Annotated in this window: 23 protein-coding genes and 1 pseudogene; 20 read left to right on the forward strand and 4 right to left on the reverse strand. The window is 55.7% G+C overall.

Going from position 1 to position 23,446, the window contains the following annotated elements; translation table 11 throughout:
• The 19 genes and pseudogenes from L5656_RS05635 to spoIVA form a co-directional block, all read left to right on the forward strand.
• A pseudogene (locus L5656_RS05635) lies at nucleotides 1-195 on the forward strand (tryptophan synthase subunit beta); the annotation flags it as partial.
• Entirely contained in the window at nucleotides 192-983 is a 792-nt protein-coding gene (gene trpA / locus L5656_RS05640) for a tryptophan synthase subunit alpha (RefSeq protein WP_297200277.1), read from the forward strand. The pseudogene L5656_RS05635 and the gene trpA, both read left to right, overlap by 4 nt.
• Before the next feature lie 227 nt (nucleotides 984-1,210).
• Nucleotides 1,211-2,239 carry a 3-deoxy-7-phosphoheptulonate synthase gene (gene aroF, locus L5656_RS05645; RefSeq protein ID WP_297200280.1) on the forward strand — a complete coding sequence of 343 codons (1,029 nt, stop codon included), beginning with the start codon at nucleotides 1,211-1,213 and terminating at the stop codon, nucleotides 2,237-2,239.
• Nucleotides 2,236-3,081, forward strand: a complete 846-nt coding sequence (pheA, locus tag L5656_RS05650) for a prephenate dehydratase (RefSeq protein WP_297200283.1) — start codon at nucleotides 2,236-2,238, stop codon at nucleotides 3,079-3,081. The genes aroF and pheA overlap by 4 nt, the downstream gene beginning before the upstream one ends.
• The gene (locus L5656_RS05655) at nucleotides 3,078-4,202 is read left to right on the forward strand and encodes a prephenate dehydrogenase (RefSeq protein ID WP_297200286.1); all 1,125 of its coding nucleotides are present in this window, start codon (nucleotides 3,078-3,080) and stop codon (nucleotides 4,200-4,202) included. Before pheA ends, L5656_RS05655 begins: the two co-directional genes overlap by 4 nt.
• A 36-nt stretch (nucleotides 4,203-4,238) precedes the next feature.
• A complete protein-coding gene (gene aroA / locus L5656_RS05660; protein WP_297200289.1) occupies nucleotides 4,239-5,522 on the forward strand; it encodes a 3-phosphoshikimate 1-carboxyvinyltransferase in 1,284 nt (427 codons plus the stop codon).
• Nucleotides 5,519-6,196 (forward strand): (d)CMP kinase, encoded by a 678-nt coding sequence (cmk, locus tag L5656_RS05665; RefSeq protein WP_297200291.1) that lies wholly within the window; start codon nucleotides 5,519-5,521, stop codon nucleotides 6,194-6,196. The genes aroA and cmk overlap by 4 nt, the downstream gene beginning before the upstream one ends.
• A complete protein-coding gene (locus L5656_RS05670; protein WP_297200295.1) occupies nucleotides 6,186-6,797 on the forward strand; it encodes a lysophospholipid acyltransferase family protein in 612 nt (203 codons plus the stop codon). The genes cmk and L5656_RS05670 overlap by 11 nt, the downstream gene beginning before the upstream one ends.
• Before the next feature lie 77 nt (nucleotides 6,798-6,874).
• Complete coding sequence (locus L5656_RS05675) at nucleotides 6,875-8,944, forward strand: bifunctional 4-hydroxy-3-methylbut-2-enyl diphosphate reductase/30S ribosomal protein S1 (protein WP_297200298.1); 2,070 nt, start codon at nucleotides 6,875-6,877, stop codon at nucleotides 8,942-8,944.
• A 79-nt stretch (nucleotides 8,945-9,023) separates the two neighbouring features.
• Entirely contained in the window at nucleotides 9,024-9,758 is a 735-nt protein-coding gene (locus tag L5656_RS05680; protein ID WP_297200301.1) for a DUF1614 domain-containing protein, read from the forward strand.
• On the forward strand, nucleotides 9,751-10,971 hold the full coding sequence (gene spoIIP, locus L5656_RS05685) for a stage II sporulation protein P (RefSeq protein WP_297200304.1): 1,221 nt from the start codon (nucleotides 9,751-9,753) through the stop codon (nucleotides 10,969-10,971). The genes L5656_RS05680 and spoIIP overlap by 8 nt, the downstream gene beginning before the upstream one ends.
• 3 nt (nucleotides 10,972-10,974) lie before the next feature.
• The gene (locus L5656_RS05690; RefSeq protein WP_297200307.1) at nucleotides 10,975-11,865 is read left to right on the forward strand and encodes a YIEGIA family protein; all 891 of its coding nucleotides are present in this window, start codon (nucleotides 10,975-10,977) and stop codon (nucleotides 11,863-11,865) included.
• A gap of 11 nt (nucleotides 11,866-11,876) precedes the next feature.
• Nucleotides 11,877-12,074 carry a capping complex subunit for YIEGIA gene (locus L5656_RS05695; protein WP_297200310.1) on the forward strand — a complete coding sequence of 66 codons (198 nt, stop codon included), beginning with the start codon at nucleotides 11,877-11,879 and terminating at the stop codon, nucleotides 12,072-12,074.
• Between the two features lie 11 nt (nucleotides 12,075-12,085).
• Nucleotides 12,086-12,985: a DUF3189 family protein gene (locus tag L5656_RS05700; RefSeq protein WP_297200313.1), complete on the forward strand. Its 900-nt coding sequence runs from the start codon at nucleotides 12,086-12,088 to the stop codon at nucleotides 12,983-12,985.
• Complete coding sequence (locus L5656_RS05705; protein ID WP_297200315.1) at nucleotides 12,982-14,328, forward strand: DUF512 domain-containing protein; 1,347 nt, start codon at nucleotides 12,982-12,984, stop codon at nucleotides 14,326-14,328. Before L5656_RS05700 ends, L5656_RS05705 begins: the two co-directional genes overlap by 4 nt.
• On the forward strand, nucleotides 14,325-15,629 hold the full coding sequence (gene der / locus L5656_RS05710; RefSeq protein ID WP_297200316.1) for a ribosome biogenesis GTPase Der: 1,305 nt from the start codon (nucleotides 14,325-14,327) through the stop codon (nucleotides 15,627-15,629). Before L5656_RS05705 ends, der begins: the two co-directional genes overlap by 4 nt.
• Complete coding sequence (gene plsY, locus L5656_RS05715) at nucleotides 15,626-16,210, forward strand: glycerol-3-phosphate 1-O-acyltransferase PlsY (RefSeq protein WP_297200319.1); 585 nt, start codon at nucleotides 15,626-15,628, stop codon at nucleotides 16,208-16,210. The genes der and plsY overlap by 4 nt, the downstream gene beginning before the upstream one ends.
• A gap of 1 nt (nucleotide 16,211) precedes the next feature.
• A complete protein-coding gene (locus L5656_RS05720) occupies nucleotides 16,212-17,228 on the forward strand; it encodes an NAD(P)H-dependent glycerol-3-phosphate dehydrogenase (protein WP_297200323.1) in 1,017 nt (338 codons plus the stop codon).
• A 79-nt stretch (nucleotides 17,229-17,307) separates the two neighbouring features.
• Nucleotides 17,308-18,783 carry a stage IV sporulation protein A gene (gene spoIVA, locus L5656_RS05725; RefSeq protein WP_297200326.1) on the forward strand — a complete coding sequence of 492 codons (1,476 nt, stop codon included), beginning with the start codon at nucleotides 17,308-17,310 and terminating at the stop codon, nucleotides 18,781-18,783.
• 96 nt (nucleotides 18,784-18,879) lie between these two features.
• On the opposite strand, the gene L5656_RS05730 is transcribed toward spoIVA, so the two are convergent.
• From L5656_RS05730 to L5656_RS05745, 4 genes are read right to left on the reverse strand one after another with little or no spacing between them, the layout of a single operon-like run.
• Entirely contained in the window at nucleotides 18,880-20,154 is a 1,275-nt protein-coding gene (locus tag L5656_RS05730) for an NAD(P)/FAD-dependent oxidoreductase (protein ID WP_297200329.1), read from the reverse strand.
• On the reverse strand, nucleotides 20,132-20,428 hold the full coding sequence (locus tag L5656_RS05735; protein WP_297200332.1) for a MoaD/ThiS family protein: 297 nt from the start codon (nucleotides 20,426-20,428) through the stop codon (nucleotides 20,132-20,134). Before L5656_RS05735 ends, L5656_RS05730 begins: the two co-directional genes overlap by 23 nt.
• 3 nt (nucleotides 20,429-20,431) lie before the next feature.
• The gene (locus L5656_RS05740) at nucleotides 20,432-22,231 is read right to left on the reverse strand and encodes an aldehyde ferredoxin oxidoreductase family protein (RefSeq protein ID WP_297200335.1); all 1,800 of its coding nucleotides are present in this window, start codon (nucleotides 22,229-22,231) and stop codon (nucleotides 20,432-20,434) included.
• A 3-nt stretch (nucleotides 22,232-22,234) separates the two neighbouring features.
• Entirely contained in the window at nucleotides 22,235-22,714 is a 480-nt protein-coding gene (locus L5656_RS05745) for a 4Fe-4S dicluster domain-containing protein (protein WP_297200337.1), read from the reverse strand.
• A gap of 403 nt (nucleotides 22,715-23,117) precedes the next feature.
• Between L5656_RS05745 and L5656_RS05750 the strand changes: the two genes are divergently transcribed.
• A partial coding sequence (locus L5656_RS05750; RefSeq protein ID WP_297200340.1) for a copper amine oxidase N-terminal domain-containing protein occupies nucleotides 23,118-23,446 on the forward strand: 329 nt, incomplete at its 3' end.

Below are 23,446 nucleotides of genomic sequence, written 5' to 3' on the forward strand. Positions count from 1 at the left end.
GCCCTGGAAGCCTTTGAACTCCTTGCCCGCACGGAGGGCATACTACCGGCCCTGGAGAGCGCCCATGCTGTTGCCCTAGCCGGAAAATTGGCGCCCGCCTTGGGTTCTGAGGAGATTATAGTCGTAAACCTTTCAGGCCGGGGGGATAAAGATGTGGAGCAGGTGGCCGGCCTTCTGGGGGGCTTGGAGCGGTGAAGAACCGGAAAGAACAAGGCAAAATTAAACTGCTCAATTCCTTCCGCCGGGGAAGAAAGGCCCTCATCGTTTATTTATGCGCCGGAGACCCCTCACTAGAAGCTACCTTTGAAGCTGTATGTGCCCTGACCCGGGCGGGCGCGGATATAGTGGAGCTAGGCGTGCCTTTTTCGGATCCTTTAGCGGACGGCCCCGTAATCCAGGCCGCCAGCCAGCGGGCCCTCGACCAAGGGACTACTTTGGGCCAGGTCCTAAAACTTACCCATGACCTGCGTAAGATTTTAGACATACCTCTGGTACTTATGAGCTATTACAACCCCCTGCTGCGCTACGGCCTTGCTAGTTTCGTACGGGAGCTGGCTGAAGCCGGCGGCGACGGGGTGATCGTCCCCGACCTACCGCATGAGGAAGCGGGCCCGCTAAGGGACCACCTAGATGAACGAGGTCTAGCCCTCGTACCCCTGGTCGCTCCCACTACTCCGGTCGGGCGGCTGCAGGAGATCGCCCGGCAGGCCTCGGGGTTTATCTATTGCGTATCTTTAACCGGCGTGACCGGCCCCCGGGACGAGTTGCCCCCTGATCTTGCCGGATACCTGTCACGGGTTAGACGAGTTACGTCCTTGCCTTTGGCTATAGGTTTTGGCATAAGTACACCAGAGCAAGCCCGGCGGATCGCTTCCTTGGCCGACGGTATTATAGTAGGCAGCGCTGTGGTAGAGACCCTGGCCGAGCAAGGTATAGATAAGGCAGTGAATCTCGTTCAAGCCCTGCGCAAAGCTTTAGAATAACGTATAGGAAAGATTAAATAACCTTAAAAAACCCTTGCCAGGAGGAAAGGCCTTGTGTTATAGTATAAAAAACCAGAAGGACAGTGGGATGGTGTTATATTCCAACTAGAGGCAGGATGGTAGGACGGCAGGAGGCAGGCCAAAAGACGGGAAAATGTGCCACTCCTGGCGGGGTGGCTTTTTGTTTTGCCTGTGGAGGGAGCAACATTTGGGGGGGGTAGCATCACATGATTGTAGTTATGCGTGCGGGCGCTAGAGAAACGGAAATTCAAGGGGTAATGGCCAGGCTGGAAAAAGAAGGGTTTAAAGTTCACCTGTCCCGGGGGGCCCTCAGGACGGTCATCGGGGCCATAGGAGACAAAACACGCTTAGAACACCATGCCCTAGAGGCTATGCCGGGGGTAGAAAAGGTGATACCTATACTTAAGCCTTACAAGCTGGCCGCCCGCGAATTTAAGCCCGAAGACACCGTAGTAGAGGTGGGCGAACTCAAAATAGGCGGCCCTGACCTCCATATTATAGCCGGACCTTGCGCTGTAGAGAGCCGGGAGCAGCTTCTAGAGACGGCCCATGCCGTACGGGAGGCCGGGGCCACCATGTTGCGAGGCGGGGCCTTTAAACCGCGCACTTCCCCCTATTCCTTCCAAGGTTTGGCCGAGGCCGGTCTTGAACTTTTGGCCGAAGCGCGGGAAGAAACGGGCCTGGCCATCGTTACAGAGGTTACCGACCAGACCAAGGCCGGAGCGGTGGCGGAGGTAGCCGACGTCCTCCAGATCGGTTCCCGCAACATGCAAAACTTTGCCCTGCTTAAAACTGTGGCCCGCCTGGGGAAGCCCGTGCTTTTGAAAAGAGGGCTTTCTGCTACCATTGAGGAATGGCTCCTGGCAGCAGAATATATCCTTGCAGAAGGCAATTTCCAGGTGATTCTCTGCGAACGAGGTATCCGTACCTTTGAAACATTCACCCGCAACACCCTCGATCTTAGTGCCCTGGCGGCGGTAAAACAGCTTTCTCACCTCCCGGTCCTTGCCGACCCCAGCCACGGTACCGGCAAAAAGGAGCTGGTAATTCCTTTGGCCCGGGCTGCCATAGCTGCGGGTGCGGACGGCTTGTTGGTGGAAGTACATCCCCAACCCGAAAACGCTCTTTCCGACGGCCCCCAGAGCTTAAGGCCGGAGGAGTTCGCGTCTTTGGTCCGGGAAGTGGCGGCTGTGGGTAAGGTCCTGGGGCGCAGCCTGGGACGGGTACCGGCGTGATTTCTAAAGGCCTAGCATACTTGGGTCCGGAGGGCACCTTTTCCCATGAAGCGGCTGTAGCATGGGGGTCTGCAAGGGGGGTAAAGGTTTTCCTTCCGGCCGAAAACCTTTTACAGGTGGCCCAGGCGGTCTTAGAGGGCCGGTGTGATGCCGCTGTACTTCCCTTGGAGAATTCCATAGAAGGCAGCGTAAACCTTACTCAGGACCTACTTATGGAAGAACCTTCCCTAAAGATCGTCGGTGAAGTGATACTAGATATCCACCACTGCCTTGTTACTAAGGAAAAGAGCCTGGAGGGCATCACCGAAGTATGGTCTCACCCCCATGCCCTGGCCCAGTGCCGCCGGTTCCTGGCCAAGTACTTGCCCAAGGCCCGTCTCTGCCCTACCTCCAGCACGGCAGGGGCTTTTCTTGTGGCCGCATCCCGGAAGGGAAGCTCGGCCGTAGGCTCTTCCTTTGCCGCAAAACTATACGGGCTACCCGTACTATGCCGCGATATCGAAGATTACCCGGAGAATAAAACGCGTTTTATAATCGTAAGCCGGGAAAACATACCCGGGCAGGGCCCCTATAAGACGTCTTTAGTTCTGGCCCTCCATGAGAACCGGCCCGGGGGACTCTATAACGTCCTGCGGGACTTTGCCGAGGCCGGGATAAATCTTACCCGCATAGAATCTCGCCCCACCAAAAAAGAACTGGGCGAGTATCTTTTTTTCCTGGATTGTGAGGGCCATGCCGAAAACGAACCGCTGGCGGGAGTGCTGGCCTCCCTGCGGCCCCGCACAAGCCTTTTAAGGGTACTGGGCTCTTATCCTGCTCACCGGGAAGGGGAGGTTAGATGAACCATCGCGTTTGTACTCGCGTTTGCATTATAGGCGTGGGTCTTATAGGCGGTTCCCTGGGAATGGCCCTCCTGCAGGGCGGAATAGCGCGGGAGGTAGTAGGATATGACCGCCAGAGGGAGACCCTAGAGAAAGCCTTGGAAGTAGGGGCCATAAGCCGGCCCGCTTCAAGCCCCCAAGAAGCCGTACAAGGGGCCGAACTGGTCATTTTGGCCGTACCCGTTGGCGTTCTCCCCTTAGTTGCCGGACAGATAGCCCCTCATCTTTCCCCTCAGGCCATCGTCACCGATACGGGAAGCACGAAAGCCCAAGTGGTACGCGAACTGGAGAGCATATTTCCTCCTTCCGTGACTTATATCGGCGGCCATCCCATGACCGGCTCGGAACGGTCGGGTATAGGCGCTGCGGACCGTTATCTTTTAGAGAATGCCGTCTACGTACTGACTCCCACGTCAAAGACCCCCGAAGAACCTTTAAACCGGCTTAAAAACGTGCTTACGGCGGTAGGCGCCAGGGTAATATTCCTTTCGCCCGAAAAACACGATTGGGTAGTCGGAGTGGTAAGCCACCTTCCCCATATTTTGGCCGTATCCCTCATGCGCACGGTGGCAAAGTATTCGGAAGAACACCGGGAGCTCTTGATGCTTGCTGCCGGGGGCTTTAGAGATACTACCCGCATAGCCTCCGGCCACCCCGTAATGTGGAGGGATATATATCTAAGCAACTCCCAGGCTCTTCTGGAAATACTGGAATCCTTTGAAAAAGAAATCCGGCAGCTGGCCGCTTTAATTAAAGAACGGGATGGGCAAGGACTGCTAGAGGCTTTAGAAGATGCCAGGAAGTGGCGGGGCCAGATACCCGTGCACCGTAAAGGTTTACTCCCTCCCCTCCATGAGATAGTTATCACGGTGCCCGATAAACCGGGAGTTATCGGATTTGTGGGTCAGATCCTGGGACAGGAAGGTATCAATATCAGCGATATAGAAATTCTTAGAGTCCGGGAAGGAGAAGGGGGAAGCATACGGCTGGGGTTTACAAATGCGTCTTCCGCGGGACGGGCCCTTAATGTGCTTTTGCGGCACGGCATCCCCGCCCGGCATCTCCACCTTGACAGCCGGTAGCTTTCCTGGTAACTTTGGTGGCGGGAGGAAATTAGCTTGGATCTAGTAATCAGGCCTACGCTACATTTGCGCGGAGAGTTTTCCCCACCGGGGGATAAATCCATATCCCACCGGGCAGCTATTTTTGCCGCCTTGGCCGACGGCACCTCGGAGATCAGCGGATTTTTGGAAGCCGAAGATTGCCTGAGCACCTTAAACTGTCTTAAGGCTTTGGGCGTAGAAATAGAAGGTCCCCGGGAGGGGAAAGTTAAAGTATACGCCCACGGTCCCGAAGGCTTAAAAGAGCCGGAAGACGTATTATATGCCGGGAATTCGGGGACTACCATGCGGTTTTTGTTAGGGGTTCTGGCGGCCCAGCCCTTTTATACTGTAATAACGGGTGACCGTTCCTTGCGCCGCCGCCCCATGGCCCGGGTGGCCGATCCGTTAAGACAGATGGGAGCCCAGATCTGGGGCCGCGAGGGTGGAAACTTGGCCCCTTTAAGCATTAAGGGCGGCAACCTCCGCCCCATAGAGTACAATCTTCCTGTGGCCAGCGCCCAGGTAAAATCCGCACTTTTACTGGCCGGCCTTCAGGCCGAAGGGGAAACTGTGGTACGGGAGCCTGCGCCAGCTCGGGACCACACGGAACGGATGCTAAAATATTGCGGGGTAAAGTTAAAAAAGGAAGATCTCCGGATCACCATTTACGGCCGCCAGAGGATCGAGCCCTTCAAGATCTCGGTTCCGGGTGATTTCTCCGCGGCCGCTTTCTTTTTGGTCGCTGCCTGTATCCACCCGCGGGCTGAGATAGTAGTGCATAATGTGGGGCTCAATCCCACACGCACCGGGCTGCTCACGGTGCTTCAGGATATGGGAGCTGATATAGAGGTGGTCCAGCAGGGTGAAAGCGCAGGCGAGCCGTACGGAGTTATAAAAGCTCGCAGCAGTTCACTCAAAGGGACAAAGATCGGTGGCGCTCTGATCCCCCGGCTTATCGACGAAATACCGGTGCTGGCTGTAGCGGCGGCGGTGGCCCAAGGTTCGACGGTGATAAGGGATGCCGCGGAACTAAAAGTCAAAGAGAGCGACCGCATAACCACCTTGGCCGTAGAACTCCGCAAGATGGGCGCTAAAATCGAAACCCTTCCGGACGGCATGATTTTAGAGGGGGGAAATTTAAAGGGTGCGGTGGTGGACAGCCACGGCGATCACCGCCTGGCCATGGCTTTAGCGGTAGCCGGACTGGTTGCTGAAGGAGAGACGGTAATCCGCGGTGCAGAATGTATGAATGTGTCTTACCCCGGTTTCCTGGCCGACCTGGGGGCATTGACCAAGTGAAGGGGAACATAGCCATAGACGGGCCGGCGGGTGCAGGAAAAAGCACGGTGGCCCGGCAGGTGGCTAAGCGGCTGGGCTATCTGTATATCGACACCGGGGCCATGTACCGCGCCCTGACCTGGAAAGCTCTTAAAAGTAATGTAAAGGTCACCGATGAGGCCGCTTTGGCCGAACTCGCCCGCCGTACCTCTTTTGAATTTAGGGAAGCTAGCCCGGGAGAGCTGGCGGTCTTTTGCGACGGAGAGGATGTAAGCCGCTTTATCCGTTCTGCCGAGGTATCCCGGCTGGTGTCCAGGGTAGCGGCCTGGCCGAAGGTGCGCGAGGAAATGGTAAGATTGCAGCGTAAGCTGGCGGCAGGCGGAAAGGTAGTTATGGACGGGCGGGACATCGGTACCTGTGTGCTTCCGGAAGCCCGGTACAAGTTTTTTCTTACCGCCTCTTTGGAGGAGCGGGCCAGGAGGAGATGGCAGGAATTAGTGGCTCAAGGCGACAACGTCCCTCTAGAAAAAGTTAAGCAGGAAATTGAGGAGCGGGACCGTCGGGATTGCCAAAGAGTGGTAGCACCTTTGCGCCCGGCTCCGGATGCCGTTATCATAGATACGAGCGACCTCACGCCGGAGGAAGTGATTGAGTATATTATAAAGGTAGTTAGGGAAGATCGGTATGGGGGATAGTCCTGCCTTGTTTTACCGTATAGCCAAGTTTATCTGCTACCTCTTTTTTCGCTATATATGCCGCTGGGAAGTCAGAGGGCAGGAGAACTTTCCCCGCGAGGGTCCTGCGGTGGTAGTATCTAACCACGTATCTTTTTGGGATCCGGTAGCCGTGGGTGTAGCCGTTCCCCGGCCCGTCCGGTTCATGGCTAAGGAGGAACTATTTAGGATTCCCCTCCTCGGTCAGGTGATCCGCGGCCTGGGCGCTTTCCCCGTCCGGCGCGGAAGGTCCGACCGGCAAGCCCTGAAGGAAAGCTTGGAGATCCTCCGTTCCGGTCAGGTACTCGGCATGTTCCCGGAAGGGACCCGGGTTAGGACGGGGGGGCTGGGCACTTTTCATAATGGTGCGGCGGTTTTAAGCCTTAAAACGGGAGCGCCCCTGGTTCCGGTGGCCCTTAAAGGCACCCAGAACATCTTCTCCAAGGGGTGGTTCCGTCCCTTCCAAGTTTTTATCGGAGAACCCATCTATCCTGGCTGTAAGGGGAGCTACACCCCTTTTGAAGTAGAGGAACTCTCCCGCAGAGCCCGCGAGGCTATAGCAAAGTTATTAAGCGAAGGATAAGGCTTTTGCCTTGTAAGCAGGAATTCGACGATTTTTAGCGAACTCTTATAAAGGCTCTTTAAGGAGAAGATGACCCGGTGGATGTGTTCGTCGCCGACTATGCGGGGTTTTGTTCCGGTGTCGCGCGGGCCGTAAAAAAAGCCGAAACAGCTCCCAAACCGGTAGCCTCCCTGGGTCCCCTCATCCACAATCCTCAGGTCGTAGAAGACCTGGCTGCTAAGGGTGTGCGGCCGGTGGCCAGCTTAGATGAGGTGCAGGAGGGGAGGGTGCTGGTTCGCTCCCACGGAGTATCTCCCCGGGTTCTAGAAGAGGCTAGGGCCCGAGGGCTTGAGGTGATAGATGCCACCTGCCCCTTTGTGCGCCGTTCGCAAGAGCTGGCCCGGGAGCTTGCTTCCCAGGAAATAGAGATCATCATAGTCGGCGACCCGGAACATGCCGAGGTCAGAGGGCTGGTAGAGTGGGCGCAAGGTAAGGCAAGGGTAGTATCTAGCGCGGCCGAGGCCGAGGCCCTGCCCCGGGGCCTGCGCAGGGCGGTCATCGTCCAGACTACCCAGCCGCAGGAACTGTTGCAAGCTGTGGTTGCGGCCCTTTTACCCAAAACAGGCGAGCTTAGGGTATATAACACCATTTGCGAAGCGACCCGCCGCCGCCAGGAGTCAGCGGTGAGGCTGGCCCGCGAAGTGGATGCTATGGTAGTGGTGGGGGGCCGTAACAGCGCGAATACCCGGCACTTAGCCGAGCTATGCCGCAGTACGGGTACGCCCACCTACCATGTGGAAAAAGCTGGGGAGTTGCGTCCCGAGTGGTTTAAGGGTGTAAAAAAGGTGGGTGTTACGGGTGGCGCTTCTACCCCGGCGTGGATCATCGAGGAGGTAGTGCAAATGTTACAGAATCTTCCTGAGGCTGCCGAAGAACTAAAAACCCCGGAGGTCGGCGAGGAAAACGAAGCCCTATACTCCAAGCCTAACGGTGAAACCGGTGAAAGTATCCCTGAAAGCCAGGCTGTGGCAGGGCAAGTATCTAGGCTCCGCCGGGGTAGCGTTATATCCGGGACGGTAGTTCAAGTAGGTGATAATGAAGTCCTGGTAGACGTAGGTGGTAAGTCAGAAGGGGTCATTCCTTTAAACGAGCTTTCCTACCGCTCCTTTAACCACCCTTCAGAAGTAGTATCCGTCGGTGAAGAAATAAAGGTCATGGTTTTGCGACCGGAGAATGAGGACGGTCACCCCTTGTTATCCAAAAAGCGGGCAGACCGCCGCATAGCGTGGGATAGGTTGGAAGCCGCCTTTTCCAGCGGGGAGGAACTCCGCGGGGAAGTGGTGGGAGTGGTTAAAGGCGGGCTTTTGGTGGACGTGGGCGTGCGCGGCTTTGTCCCGGCTTCGCTTATAGAGCGGGGTTACGTAGAGGACCTTAACTCCTATGTGGGCAAGACTCTGAGGCTTAAGGTTATCGAGATAGACCGGGCCAAAAATAAACTCGTCCTTTCCCAGAGGGCCATCCTGGAGGAAGAATTTGAGAAACAGCGCCAGGCCACGTGGGACAGCCTAGAACCGGGTCAGGTACGTAAAGGTATTGTGCGGAGGCTGACCAATTTCGGTGCCTTCGTCGACCTGGGCGGAGTGGACGGATTGCTTCACGTATCCGAGATATCCTGGGGCCGGGTGGAGCATCCTCAAGATGTGCTGCAGGAAGGCCAGGAGATCGAGGTCAAAGTATTAGGGGTGGACAGGGAGGCCGGGCGGGTTTCCCTGGGCCGCAAGCAGCTCCTGCCCAATCCCTGGGATACCGCCGCCGAACGCTATCCCGTGGGCAGCGTTGTACAGGGTAAAGTGTTGCGGATTGCTCCCTTCGGGGCCTTTGTGGAGGTAGAACCCGGGATAGAAGGGCTGGTGCACATTTCGCAGCTGGCTGATCACCGGGTGGAGAAGCCCGAAGAAGTGGTATCCGTTGGGCAGGTCATCCCGGTCAAAGTGTTGAAGGTGGACCAGGAGGCCCAGCGCATGAGCCTGAGCTTGCGTCAGGCCTTACGGGATCAAACTAAAAACTATTCTGCTTCAAGCACCAGAGAACCCTCCGAAGAAGGAAGCGGGGTAAAACTGGGCGAACTCTTCGGCGACCTCTTTGGCACCACCAAACCTCAAGAATGAAGTCTAGCGTAAAGTCAAAGCCCTGCATATTTCTCCCCTTTCCAGGACAATATATAGCCGGAAAGGGGAGATTTTTTATATGGCCGGATATCCTTTAGGAGTCCTTGCCCTTGTAGCCGTGTTTCTCCTAATCTATTTTGGACTGGCCCAGCGGGTCCTCGACCGTCTTTACTTAAATGATAAAGCCGCCCTCGCCCTGATACTTGCCTCTATACTGGGAAGTTTTATTAATATACCTTTATCTCGCGGCCCCATAACGGTTTCGGTAAATGTAGGAGGCGGTCTCATACCTTTAGGACTAGCCGTCTACGTCCTATATCGCGCGGGCACCCGCAAGGAGGTAGCGCGCGCCCTTGCCGCCGCAGTGGTTACGGCAGCAGTTATCTTCGGCATAAATAGCTGGCTTACGCGAGGGCGCGAGCCCTGGGATTTTGCCTGGAACGTACTCGATCCCCTTTACTATTATCCTTTAGTGGCTGGTATCACAGCCTACCTGGTAGGTCGCTCACGGCGGGCTGCTTTTGTAGCCGCCATCTTAGGAGTTCTAGCCTTGGATATCATTGATTACCTGGTTCTAGCTTTTTCCGGAACCCGAGGTACCGTAGCCATAGGCGGCGCCGGGGCCATGGATGTCAGCCTCCTTGCCGGTATAGTGGCCGTGTTACTGGCCGAGCTTATAGGTGAGGGGCGGGAGCGCCTCCAGGGAGGTCCCGAGGTGGAAGGTCGGCCCAGATCGCTTCTAGAGAAACTGCGCCTTTCCCCGGCTAAGAAGGTCCTGCCCTTAGATAAGAAGGACGGTGAAAACCGTGGCTAAAAAGAGCGGACTTTTGATCCTTCTTTTAACCCTAACCCTTCTTTTAACCCTGGCCCTCACCTATAGGCTAGGGATACCCCCGAAGGCGGCTCTAGTACCAGCCTTTAGCTTTAGACCCGCGGAGTTAAAAGAGCATACCGTGGGTGACTATTCCGTCTTAGTGGACGAAAAGGGCCAGGTACTGGACAAAATGGCCCGCACGGTCTACAAAGACGATGAATTCATAGCCGAGGACAACCAGCGCTACCGGGTAACCCGTATTGAGGGGAATAAGGCCATATGCAGCCCTATAGGCAAGGAAACCGTGTCCCTGGAAGACGGTTCGGCTAAAGCCCCGACTTCGAGCCAGCCGGTCCAGGCCGGAGGAGCTAAGAACCTGGTGGCCATATACCATACCCATAGCGATGAGTCCTATGTGCCCACGGACGGAACAGAGAGTATCCCCGGGCATGGCGGCATCTTCAAAGTGGGCGAAGTTTTTGCGGCTAAACTACGCAGTATGGGGGTAAATGTAGATCACGATCTTTCCTCCCACGAACCTCACGATAATAATTCCTATAAGCGGTCACGTCGTACGGCAGTCCAGCTTTTGAATAAGGGACCGGCCGCCATTTTCGACATTCACCGCGATGGGGTCCCGGATCCTGACTTTTACCGGCAAGTAGTAGCCGACACGTACGTTACTAAAATCCGCCTGGTAGTGGGCCGGGAAAACCAAAATATGAACGCCAATCTGGACTTTGCTAAAAGGATCAAAGCCGCAGCGGATGCCAAATATCCCGGCTTAATCCGCGGGATCTTTATCGGGGCAGGAAGCTACAACCAGGATCTCTCCCCGCGCGCCATCCTTTTAGAGATCGGCACCCACACCAATACCAGAGAGGAAGCCCAGCGCGGCGCCGGGCTTATAGCTGAGGTTATTCCCACTGTATTGGGGATTACCCCTCAGCCCGGACCGGCCGCACCCAGCACCTCGGGAGACTGGAAGGGAGTATTTTTTGTAATCCTGGCCTTCGTTTTGGGCGGGGGAGCGTACCTTATCATAAGCTCCGGTGGTTGGGACAAGGCCCTGGCGAGGATTAAACAATATACCTCCGTAGAGTGGGCGAATCTTTTAGGCCAGCGCCTGCGCCGCCCCTTACTACGTCGTAAGAAAGTACCGGCCGAAAAACTGCCCAACAACCAAGAAAGAAAAGACTGGGAAAAAGACTAAAACATGGACTCTCTGGGCATTACTGTAACCGTGGGCATGGCTGCCGGCCTGGCCTGTAGGATGTATCTTCTCCGTATGGATTACCGCCGCTACCCGGGTTATCCCCACAGCGTAATAACCCATCTCTCCCTGGCAGCCATAGCTTCCTTGATTGGAGCTGTGGCTGTCCCTGCCTTGGCAGCCCGGGAATTTACGGCTGTCACCTTCCTGGCTTTAGCGGCCCAGCAGTTCCGGGAAATACGCAACCTCGAGAGGCAGTCTCTGGCCGAATTGGAAGAGCTGGAACTCGTGCCCCGGGGCCGGGATTACATCGAAGGAATCGCGCGCGTCTTCGAGTCCCGCAATTATCTGGTGATGCTTACCGCCCTGGGAGCAAGCCTGGCTACCTTTTACCTTCACTGGGGGGTAGGCGTAGCATTAAGCCTAGTATTGATCTATATAAGCGGCCACCTAAGAAGGGGAAAATACCTTGGAGAAATAGCCACCGTAGAACCGGCGAGCATATCCTTTGACGGGCCTTTCCTGACCATAGAGGGTGTGGTGGTTACCAACGTAGGCCTCAAGAAGGCACGGGAGAAAATCTTGCGTGAAGGGCGGGCGGTGATTATAAAACCCAAAGACGACGATGCCAGGGCTATCTTACACGATGCAGGGCAAAGGCAGGCCATACTCCATACCGTAGCCAGCCTTCTGGGTACAAAAGTGGATATAAGCGAGCAGGAGTGGAAACCCTTGGCCTGCAAGAACGTGGATACAGGCGAAGTCGTCCTGTATATCGTACCCAACGAACCGGATATGGAATGTCTCCTTCAGGCCGTGCGCATGACTCCTGTTTTAGAGAGCGCTGCAGCCAGGCCCTTAAAAAGCCGTATCGGCAGAGCCGCCGCCGATTAGGAGGATGAAGCATGGCTGTAGAGCTTAAAGGTGAAATACTGGCCGTAGTGGCCACGCGCGACTCCAGCAATAAGGTAGGCGGTGGGCTACCCATTTTTTTAGCCGAAGACGAAGAAGAGCGGCAGAAACTAGGGCTCATTTTAAGCCGGGCCCTTAATGCGGTAGCCCACGATTTAGAAAACGGTGTATTAATCATCGTGCGACATTAACGGGGTTATGTATGAAAATAATTTATCACTGTTTCGGCGGAACCCATTCTTCCGTAATAGCGGCTGCCCTGCATTTAGGATGGCTTCCCCGGTCTAGGCTTCCCAGGGCGGATGAAATAAAGGCGATACCCTATTTCGACCGGAGGCGGAAGAGTGAAGAAGGCCATATCCAATTCATGGGCCGCGACACTGCAGGAAACGAAATTTATGCCGTGGGCAAGCGGGGTATGGGGAAGCTACTGGAAAATTTTGTCTACGACTTGACCTGCGCCCTCGGATTGCCCCGGGAAGAACTTCTGCTCGTAGACACAACACCCCTGGTAAATTCCCTGATGGCGTTAGGAGGTTTCCTTTCCCGCCGGTTAGGCCTCACTTTTTTAGGAAGGCCCCTGGTGGTCTGTGGAGTAAGGAAGGCTTACCCCGGGCTGGTAAGGCTGGTGGAAAATTTGCGCCCACGCGTTATGTCACTCCCTGTAGAAACAGCTTCACTTGGAAACGGCTCATCGCCAAAGTCATCTCTATCACCAGAGAAAAACTTGCGGCTTCTCATTTTTACTTCTTCCCGTAACGCCGGAGCGGCCCTGGCTGCGGCCGGTTTTTATCTCCGGTCGAGGGGGTGCCTGTCCGAAGGATTCGGCGGTGAAAAGGGTACTGACGCCTTCGAGCCGGGCCGGCTTATATTTGTTGGAAGGGACCCGGGCGGCACGAAAGTCTACGCCACGGTCATAGGCCCTTATTTTCAACTGCTTTGCCGGATTGTGAAGGACTTTCTTAACCTTTGGGGTATAGAGCAGGATGCCGTACGGCTGCTACCAGCCCGGAAAGAAGGCTACCTTGACGCTTTAAGTAAAATATCGGATAATGGGAACGAAAAATTAAAGAAAGGAGAATCTCCGGCCAGAAAAAAGTGAAATACCGCGGAAAGGCCATAATAAAGGGTGTGCGGCCCGGGAGCATCGCCGAAAACTTGGGTGTAGAGCCCGGCGACGAGCTAATCAGCATAAACGGTGAGCCCGTACAGGACATAATCGCTTACCGGTACCTGACGGCTGCAGAGGATATCAAGGTAGAGATAGTTAAGGCAGACGGTCGGCGGCTGATCCTAGATATAGAGAAGGATTACAACGAAGATCTGGGTTTGGAGTTTGCCGGAGCAACCTTTGACGGCCTGCGCCGGTGCCAAAACAAGTGCCTTTTTTGCTTTGTGGACCAGCTTCCCTCCGGCTTGCGGCCCAGCTTATACGTAAAAGACGACGACTACCGCTACTCTTTCTTGACCGGCAGCTTTATTACCCTTACTAATCTGAAAGCGGAAGACTGGGAAAGGATATGCCGCCTTCGACTGAGCCCTTTATATATATCTGTTCATACCACCAATCCGGAACTGCGGGCTTTTATTTTGAGAAACAAGCGCGCGGCCCGTATTTTACAACAGCTCAGGCGCCTTAAGGAAGCGGGGATAGAATTCCACACCCAGATCGTGCTCTGCCCCGGCCTGAACGACGGCCCCGAGCTGGATAGGACGCTTAAGGATCTTTTTTCCTTTTTCCCCGCCCTACGGTCCATAGCCGTAGTACCGGTAGGGTTAACCGGCCACCGGGAGGGCCTTTTCCCCTTAAGGCGCTTTCGACCCCAGGAGGCCCTGCAGGTGGTAGAGCAGGTAGAAAGGTGGCAGCGCCGCTTTAAGCGCCTGGCAGGTTCCCGGCTTGTTTATGCTTCCGATGAGTTTTATCTTCTGGCGGGATTGAGACTTCCCCCTGCCAGACACTATGAGGGATTCCCTCAGGAAGAAAACGGTGTGGGTTTAACCCGCCGCTTCCTAGATTCCTTCCGGCGTGAGGCGCGGAGGCTTCTCACCCGGAGGGAAGAGCCGGGAAATTTTTCGCATTCCGTACTCATTGTAACCGGGAAATTGGCCGCACCCCTCCTCAAAGAGCTGGTGGACGAATTCCGGAGTGAAGTAAAGGATCTAGAGGTTCGCGTGGTCGGCCTGACTAATCATTTTTTAGGCCCAGAGGTTACCGTGGCCGGCCTTTTAAGCGGCGAGGATATATATCGTGGTCTTAAGGAGTTTGGGGTAAAGGAAGGTGAGACCGTCTTCATTCCCAGTGTTATGCTAAAAAAGGGCGAAGACATTTTCCTAGACGGCTGGAGCCTGGCACACCTTAAAGAACGGTTAGGTGTAGACCTTAAAGTTATACCTTCCTGCGGTCGTGAGCTCGCCCGGGCCCTGTGGGGGGAGGTGCGCCGGTGACTAAACCCGTGGTAGCTATAATAGGCAGGCCTAATGTAGGTAAATCTACCCTCTTCAACCGCCTGGTAGGCGGACAGGTGGCCATCGTGGAGGATATCCCGGGAATCACCCGGGACCGCCTGTACCGTGACACCGAGTGGCGGGGGTATGAATTTACTTTAGTTGACACGGGCGGAATAACCGAAGGGCCCGGCGGGTTAGAAGCAGCCGTGCGCCGCCAGGCCGAACAGGCTGTGCAGGAGGCGGACGTAGTTCTCTTTTTAGTGGATGCCCAAGAAGGCCTTACTACGGGCGATTTCGCCGTAGCAGAAATTTTGCGCCGCGCCGGCCGGCCCGTCATTTTAGTGGCCAACAAGGTGGAGGATTTTACGGACCTTTCTCCTCTGGCCGAATTTTACAGGCTGGGTTTAGGGGAGCCCCTTCCCGTATCGGCCGCCCACGGAATGAATACGGGTGACCTGTTGGACAGGGTAGTGGAGCTCCTGCCCCGCCGGGTGGAAGGAGAGGGAAGGGGTGGCACCCGGGTGGCCATTGTAGGTCGGCCCAACGTAGGTAAATCCTCCCTGGTAAACCGTATACTGGGTGAAGAACGTGTTATCGTGAGCGAAATACCCGGTACTACCAGGGATGCGGTGGACACCCATTTTAAAAAAGATGATAAAGAGTACATACTTATAGACACGGCCGGCATACGGCGCAAAGCGCGCATCACCGATGCTACAGAACGCTTTAGCGTTCAGCGCGCTTTGCGCGCCGTGGACCGGGCAGATGTGGTGCTGGTCGTTCTAGATGCCACCGAAGGCGTTACCAAGCAGGACAAAAGAATAGCCGGATACGGTCACGACAAAGGCAAAGCTTCTATAATAATAGTGAATAAATGGGATCTGGTGCCCAAGAACGACAAGACCCTGGATCTCTACCGTAAGGCGGTCCTCTATGAGCTGGGTTTTATGGATTATGCGCCTGTGCTTTTTGTCTCCGCCCTGACCGGCCAGCGCGTGCATCAGGTTCTGCCCCTGGTTGACGAAGTGGCCGCGGAAGCCCGCAAAAGAGTTCCCACCTCAACTCTCAATACGGTCGTGCAGGAGGCCGTTTTCCTTATGCCCCCGCCGGCCAAGATATATTATGCCACCCAGGTGGGGGTACAGCCGCCGACGGTAGTATTTTTTACCAGCGACCCGGAAGCCATAAACTCGTCCTACGAGCGGTACTTAGAAAACCGGTTGCGCCAGGCCTTTGGGTTTAAAGGGACGCCTTTAAAGCTTATTTTCCGGGAAAGCAAAGGAGGAAGGGCCAGATGAAATCCTTACTTATTCTTATATTCGCCTATCTTTTGGGCTCCCTGCCTACCGCCTATATTGTGGCCCGTTATAAAGGATTCGACATCCGCCGGCGGGGCAGCGGAAATATCGGAACCACCAATGCCTTCCGCACCATGGGGACGGGCCCGGGTCTCTTGGTGTTCGCGGTTGACGTACTAAAGGGCCTAGTGCCGGTTCTTGTTGGCCGGGCCGCGGGCGGAGATTGGCTGGCAGGGTTGGCCGGTCTTGTGGCCATGGCAGGTCATAGCTGGTCGGTGTTTTTGTCCTTTCAGGGCGGTCGCGGGGTAGCTACGGCGGCCGGAGTATTCTTGGGGCTTGCGCCCGGGGTACTGTTCTGGGCTTCTCTTTTATGGCTGGCCGTACTTTTCACCACCAGGTATGTTTCTCTAAGCTCCATGGCGGCCGCCGCCTCAGCACCCTTCCTCGTTCTTTTACTTGGGCTACGCTGGAGCCATTTCTTCTTTGCCCTGGCCGCAGCCGCTCTTATTATCTACCGGCATACCCCAAATATAAAAAGGCTTCTGGCCGGAACCGAGCCCAGGATAGGGGAGAGGAGGTAAAGTGACGGAAAAGATCGCCGTAGTGGGGGCGGGAAGCTGGGGTACTGCCCTGGCAGTGTTGCTGGCCCGCAAAGGATTTAAGGTGGGCCTGTGGGCAAGGCGCGCCGAGTTTGCACAAATGTTACAAAAAAATAGAGAAAATACAGCCTACCTTCCTGGAGTTTTTCTCCCGGAAAATATAGAAATAACCGACGATATAGCTCTGGCAGTCCGGGATGCCAAATTAGTCGTATTGAGCGTCCCTTCCCATGCCGTACGCCAGACGGCCAGGCTCCTTAAACCCCTCCTCAAAGAAGAAACACCCCTGGTCAATACTGCCAAAGGGTTAGAACTGGACAGCGGCCTCCGCCTCTCCCAGGTGCTGGAGCAAGAAGGAATATCCACCGTGGCCATTCTTTCCGGTCCCAGCCATGCCGAAGAAGTAAGCCGGGGCCTTCCCGCTTCCGTAGTGGTGACGGCCAAGAAAAAGGCGGTAGCCGAATTTGTGCAAGACGTTTTTATAGGCCCCTCTTTCCGGGTATACACCAACCCGGACCTGATAGGCGTAGAACTCGGAGGAGCCCTTAAAAACATCATAGCCCTGGCCACGGGCATGTCCGATGGTCTGGGTCTGGGGGATAATGCCAGGGCGGCCCTTATAACCCGGGGCCTCGCCGAGATAACCAGGCTGGGCATGGCTTTGGGAGCCAACCCCTTGACCTTTGCCGGTCTCTCCGGACTCGGTGACCTGATAGTGACCTGCTGCAGCATGTACAGCCGCAACCGGAGGGCGGGGATAGAGCTGGGCCGCGGTCGCCCCCTCAAAGAGGTACTGGACGGCATGGGTATGGTGGTAGAGGGGGTGCCTACCACTGCTGCGGCCCGGAAATTGGCCCGGGAATTGGGGATCCCCATGCCTATAACCGAAGAAGTTTACCAGGTGCTGTATACAGGTAAGCCTGCAAAAGAGTGCGTATCTTCCCTTATGGAACGTAGGCGTACGGTAGAAACGGGCTTTTTAGGGGTGAATTGGTCATAATCCCCCGGCTACGGCATATATATGTAATGTTAAAACATGCCAAGCGGGACGGCCACCAAAGGCTTGGGGAGGGAGAAGGGTGGAGAGCAGGGATATTTTCAGGGATATAGCTGAGCGTACCGGTGGCGATATATACATCGGTGTGGTGGGGCCGGTGCGCACGGGCAAGTCTACCTTTATCACCAGATTTATGGATAAGCTGGTCCTACCCCATATCAAAAATCCTAACGAGCGCGACAGGGCCAAGGATGAACTGCCCCAGAGCGGTGCTGGCCGCATGATCATGACCACAGAACCCAAATTCATACCCCAGGAAGCGGTAGAGATTACGGTCAGGGAGGGCTTGAAGCTTAGGGTAAGGCTGGTGGACTGCGTAGGCTATACCGTCCAGGGTGCCCAGGGTTACGAGGGTTCCGAGGGGCCGCGCATGGTACGTACACCGTGGTTTGATAACGAAATACCCTTCCAGCAGGCTGCGGAGCTGGGAACGCGCAAAGTCATAACCGATCACGCTATTTTGGGTATTGTAGTGACCACAGATGGGAGCATTACCGAGATCCCCCGGGAAAATTACCTGGATGCGGAAGAGCGCGTCATCTGGGAGCTTAAGGAGCTGGGTAAGCCCTTTGTAGTTCTCCTTAATTCCATCCACCCGACTGACGAAGAAACCTTGAGGCTGGCCGGCGAGATGGAACAGAATTACGGCGTTCCGGTCTTGCCTGTAGACTGCCTGCATTTAGAAGAAGAGGACCTGCTAAATATCCTGGAGGAGGCCTTATACGAATTCCCCGTAACCGAGGTCAGTGTCAACCTGCCTCCTTGGGTGGAGGAGCTGGAGATCTCCCACTGGCTGCGCCAGCAGCTGGAGGAAGCCATCCGGGAAGCAATAGGGCAGGTAAAGCGCCTGCGGGACATAGACCAGGCCATACAGCAGCTCCAGGCTTTCGCTTACTCCTCGCGGGTAGTGCTTAAGGACATGGACCTGGGTACCGGTACGGCCCATATCGACATGTCCGTGCGGGAAGGCCTCTTCCACCAGATACTGAAGGAAGTCACGGGTTTAGACATTACCAACGACAAAGAGATCCTGCGCTGGATGCGGGAGCTGGCCGCCATTAAGCGGGAATGGGATAAGATCGCCTACGGCATCCAAGAGGTGCGGAACACAGGTTACGGTGTGGTCACCCCTACGGAAGACGAGATGGAGCTGGCCGAACCGGAGCTTATCAAACAGGGAGGCCGTTTTGGAGTTAAGCTCAAGGCCACGGCTCCTTCCTACCACTTCATACGGGCCGATATCACTACGGAGGTTACACCTCTCATAGGCACCGAGAAACAGTGCGAGGACCTGGTAAAATACCTCATGGAAGAGTTTGAAGAGAACCCGCAGAAAATATGGCAGACCAATATCTTCGGTAAATCCTTAAGCGAACTGGTAAAGGAGAGCATCCAGGGCAAGCTTTACCGCATGCCGGAAAACGCCCAGATTAAGCTCCAGGAGACGGTGGAGAAGATAGTTAACGAGGGAAGCGGCTTGATATGCATAATAATATAATGACCCGTTTAAAGGTAAAGGGATGACGGCCGCCGGGGAGCGGCTAAACTTTTTTACTTGATCCGGGATGCTCACGCCGGAAAGCTATTTTCCGGCTTACCCGATCTGGCCGCGCTGGAGGGCACGGCCGATGTACACAGCCCGGAGCGGCAGCACGTGGGCCAGACTAAAGCTTCCGCTAAGAAAAGCCTTAACCTGTTCCTCCTTCACTTCCTTGCCCAGCAGCGCCATAAAGGGGCCTGTCCCCTGGGTGGGGCCCACGGCCACCATCCCTGTAAGGCGCCTTCCCTGGAGTACTGCCTTGCGGTAAAACCTCCTCTTCCTGTCCCTGCTCACCCTTACCTCATATTCGCCTTCTTCAGGTGGGTTTACCACACCGCCGGTAATAACCCCTAATCCGGCACAGATCAGCGAATTTTGTGCGAGACTACCCCTGTAAGGCACCTTCTTACCGGCCATATTAAGCCCGGCGATCCGGCCTTGTTCCCGGGCATTGCCCCACAGAGCGTTGACCCGCGGTGCTTCCCGCACACGGTCATAGGCTTCGGCCACGTCCCCGGCTGCAAAGATCCCGGGCCGGGTAGTCTCTAAATATTCGTTCACCAGTATCCCCCGGCCCACCTCAATACCGCTGCCCTCTAAAAAGGAAATGTTAGGCCTCACTCCTTTAGCCACCACTACTACTTGAGCGGGGAGGGTCCGGCCGGAGCGGAGGCGGGCGCCTTCCACCTTTTTAGACCCTTCCAGTGCCACCACATCTTCTTGAAGATACAGACGGTACCCCTCTTGTTCCATAGCCTCCTGGAGCAAAAGGGCCCCTTCCGCATCCAGAGCCTGCGACAGCAGGTGGGGAGAGGAGACCACCAGGGATACTTCTAAACCTAAAGCCTTCAAAGCCTCCGCCGCCTTAACCCCTACCAGTCCCCCTCCTACGACCACGGCGAAGCGCAGATCACGGCACCACTCTTTTAACTTCCGGGCATCATCCAGGGTTCTGAGTGTAAAAACACCGGGAAGATCCGCACCCGGAACCTCCAGCTTCTGGGGTGAGGCGCCTGTAGCTATGAGCAACCGGTCGTATTCCAGCTCCGCGGACCCCTCCAGCATAAGCTTCCTGCGTAAAGGATCTATCCCGACTACCCTCTGGCCGGGCCGGAAATCGATCTTCCTTCCCGTGTACCATGCGGTATCTGCAAGCCAGATGTCCTCCGGCTTTACCCAACCGGCTACGTAGTACGAGGTCAACACCCGGGCGTAATAAGGGTACGGCTCTTCGCTGAGAACGATAATCTCCCCTTCCGCACCCGCCTCTGCCAGTGCCTCTGCCGCGGCAGTGCCAGCAGCACCGTTACCTATAACTACATAGCGCATGACTTTGGCCCCCTGCTGCGGGTGGTATTAAGGAAACGGTGTCCTCAGGCTTAAGGGGCGTATCCAAGCCCTTAAGGAAAACAATATTGCGCCCGTTTACCAGAATAGTAAAGCCGGGCCGCAAATTCCCATCCGGGAGGAAAAGCTCCCCACGCAGCCTTTCCCCGAATCTCACCACCAACGCCTCTAAAAGATGGCGGACGGTAGGAGCTTCCAGCTCCAACCGCCCGCAGCCCGTGGCACGCTGCAAAAAGCCGAAAAGTTCCACCTTCATGGCCTAAATCCCCAGCCGCTGTTTTGTAGCCTCCGTAGGCCGACCTTCTTCATCCCAACCCCGGACCCGGTAATATTCATCCAGCATTTCATCGAGCCTGTTCACGCGGCCCTTAGCCGGACCCTCCGGAAGGGGCTCTTGCAGTATGCGCGGGGCCAGGGTATCGTCGGCCCGGGTAAGGCCGGCAGCCAAGTTAAATAGGCGCTCCAGGTTAAAGATGCGCTCACCGGCCAGCATTCCTGCCTCTTCAGTGTACGGTATACCTGTTGCCGGAGCCAGCATACTTACAACATCGGAGGCTCCCAATGCGAAGGTCACAAAGAGGCATATACCCGTAGAATCGACCAGGGCGGTGAGATCCTGGAAGGTTTTCACCAGCCCGGCCTTGCCTTCCGTTACCAGGGGATCTGTCTGGACGGGGATACCCAGGACCTCTGAGGCTATAGTATATCCCCGTACGTGGCAGCCTCCCCGGTTGGTGGTGGCGTAGTTCAGCCCTATGCCCTGGATGGCCCGCGGATCGTAGGCCGGATACTCCTGTTTCTTGGTGCTCATGGAAAGCTCGGGGTGACCGTACCTTTCCGCCAGGCGGTAGGAGCCTTCGGCTAAAAGGTCCCCGATACCTTCACGGTAGCCGACCTTTCGCGCCGCCTCAACCAGGGTACGGGCGTTGCCGAATTCCAGCTCCAGTTCGGTATCTTGGGCCGGCAGGTAGCCCTTCTCGTACAGCTCCATGGCGCAGGCCAGGGTGGCTCCGAAAGTGATGGGATCGTAGCCCAGTTCGTTGGCGTAGTAGTTAGCTTTGGTAATTGCCGCCAGGTCGTCCACACCGCAATCGGCTCCCATGGCCCATATTGCCTCGTACTCGGGACCTTCGCCGTGGCCGGCATAGGGGCCTTCGGGTACTAAGGTAGCCCGGCCGCAGGCAATGGGGCAGGCGAGGCAACCCTTTTTACGCACCAGGTACGTGGCCGCCAGGGTTTCACCGCTGATCTTTTCCGCACCGGGGAATACCCCCGTCTGGAAATTCCGGGTCGGGAACGCGCCATGGGCATTGATCACATTCACGAGAACAGCCGTACCGTAGTCGGGAAGACCTCCGTGGGTTACGGGATTATTCTTGATCTTCTCCAGGGCAGCCTTCACCGCCTGGCGGAATCCTTCAGGATCGGCTATCTTAATTCCACCGGTTCCCCGTACCACTACGGCCTTCAGGTTCTTAGAACCCATCACCGCGCCGACACCCGAGCGCCCGGCAGCCCGGTTCTTATCGTTTACAACGCAGGCAAAGCGGACCAGCTTCTCTCCCGCCGGCCCTATACAGGCCACCTTGGCTCCGGCCGGTGCCTCACTCTTAAGGATATCTTCCGTTTCGTGGGTAGTTTTGCCCCATACGTGACCGGCCGGCCTGATCTCTACACGGTCATTTTCGATGTAGAGGTACACCGGTTCCGAAGCCTTGCCTTCAAAAATTATACCGTCGTATCCCGCATATTTAAGTTCACCGGCAAAATATCCGCCGGAGTTGGACGCCGCGATGGTCCCGGTCAGGGGGGACTTGGTGACCACATTATACCGGCTACCCGAAATGGCCGAGGTACCCGTAAGGGGACCGGTCATAAAGATCAACTTGTTTTCGGGACTTAAGGGGTCCACCTGGGGATCTACTTCATTATAGAGGATCTTGCTCGCCAAGCCCCGGGCACCTATGTAATCCCGGGCCATAACCGGATCGAGCTTTTCTACCCGGCATTCCCCGGTAGTCAAGTTTACGCGCAATAACCTGCCTACCCAGCCGTACATGGCTTAGAGCACCTCCCGTGTAGAGGCTTGAACTTTGCGGGCGATATCCATTCTCTTGCTCCAGGCCGCACCTTCCGGCTCTTTATACTCCAAAGCACCCCAGACGCAATTCTGGACGCACTCGGGTTCGCCACCGCACAGGTCGCACTTTACAACTTTCTTCTCGGAAATCGAGTAATCTGCTCCACCGAAGGGGCAAGCCATTACACACATGCGGCAGCCGATGCAGCGCTCGTAATTTATAACCACTGCACCCGTCTTGGCGTCCCGGCTGATGGCGCCCGCCGGGCAGACCTCCTGGCAGGCAGGCACATCACAATGCTGGCATACAACCGGCAGGTAGTAGTCTTCATCCAGGAAGGCTGCCACGGTAAGCCTCGCTGCTGCAGGGTTGAACTCTCCGGTATGCTTGAAAGAACAGGCCAGCTCACAGCGGCGGCACGCGGTACACTTGCCTGGGTCCACCACCAGTACTTTAGGCATGTAAAGCCCTCCCTCCTCACTGTTAAACGTTAAAAAATACAGAAGGCACTCTTTTACCGCTAAAGAGTACCTCCTTTGCGCAGTGGCAGGCCTGGGGATTGCTCCCCGACCCTATCGTTTGCCCCTCCTGGAGGGAAAAGGCAACTCGGAAGTATCGACACGTATATTGAATTGTCATAATATATTATTCGACGTCTGGAAGGAAAATCCTTCTAGACTATGAAATAGAAGCTTTATGGTAAGTTCTAGAGAGCTTAATGTTAAAACTATGGCCATCTTAGATTTCTTAAGGGCAAAGCCTACCTGTTAACTTCTTATAGCCGGAGAAACAATTTGCTTTAAGCCCGGCTCTTTCCTATAGTTAAGAAAAAGAAGAGAGGCGAAAAAGGGGGCTGGAAGGGCTTTGCTCAGGCTTCGGGGTAACCGGATTACCCGCTTACCCTGGAGGGGACTTCTTTTTACTTTTTGCTTTTTGTTACAGTACATACTGTTAGGAGCGATAGGGGGTCTACCCGCCCAAGCAGGCAGCGACATTAGGCTATACATCAATGGGAAACTCTTTGCTCCTCCCGTTCCACCTTACCTGGATACCGCTGGTCGCACTATGATACCCCTCCGCGCCGTTATGGAATACGTGGGCGCGCAGGTGGAATGGCAGGAAAGGGAACAGAAGGTCATCATCCGGCGGGACGGTAACACCCTCGAGCTTTGGATAGGCAAAAGGCAAGCCCG

Origin of the sequence: Thermanaeromonas sp. (assembly GCF_021890735.1) — a bacterium.
Classification (GTDB): Bacteria; Bacillota; DSM-521; order Neomoorellales; family Neomoorellaceae; genus Thermanaeromonas.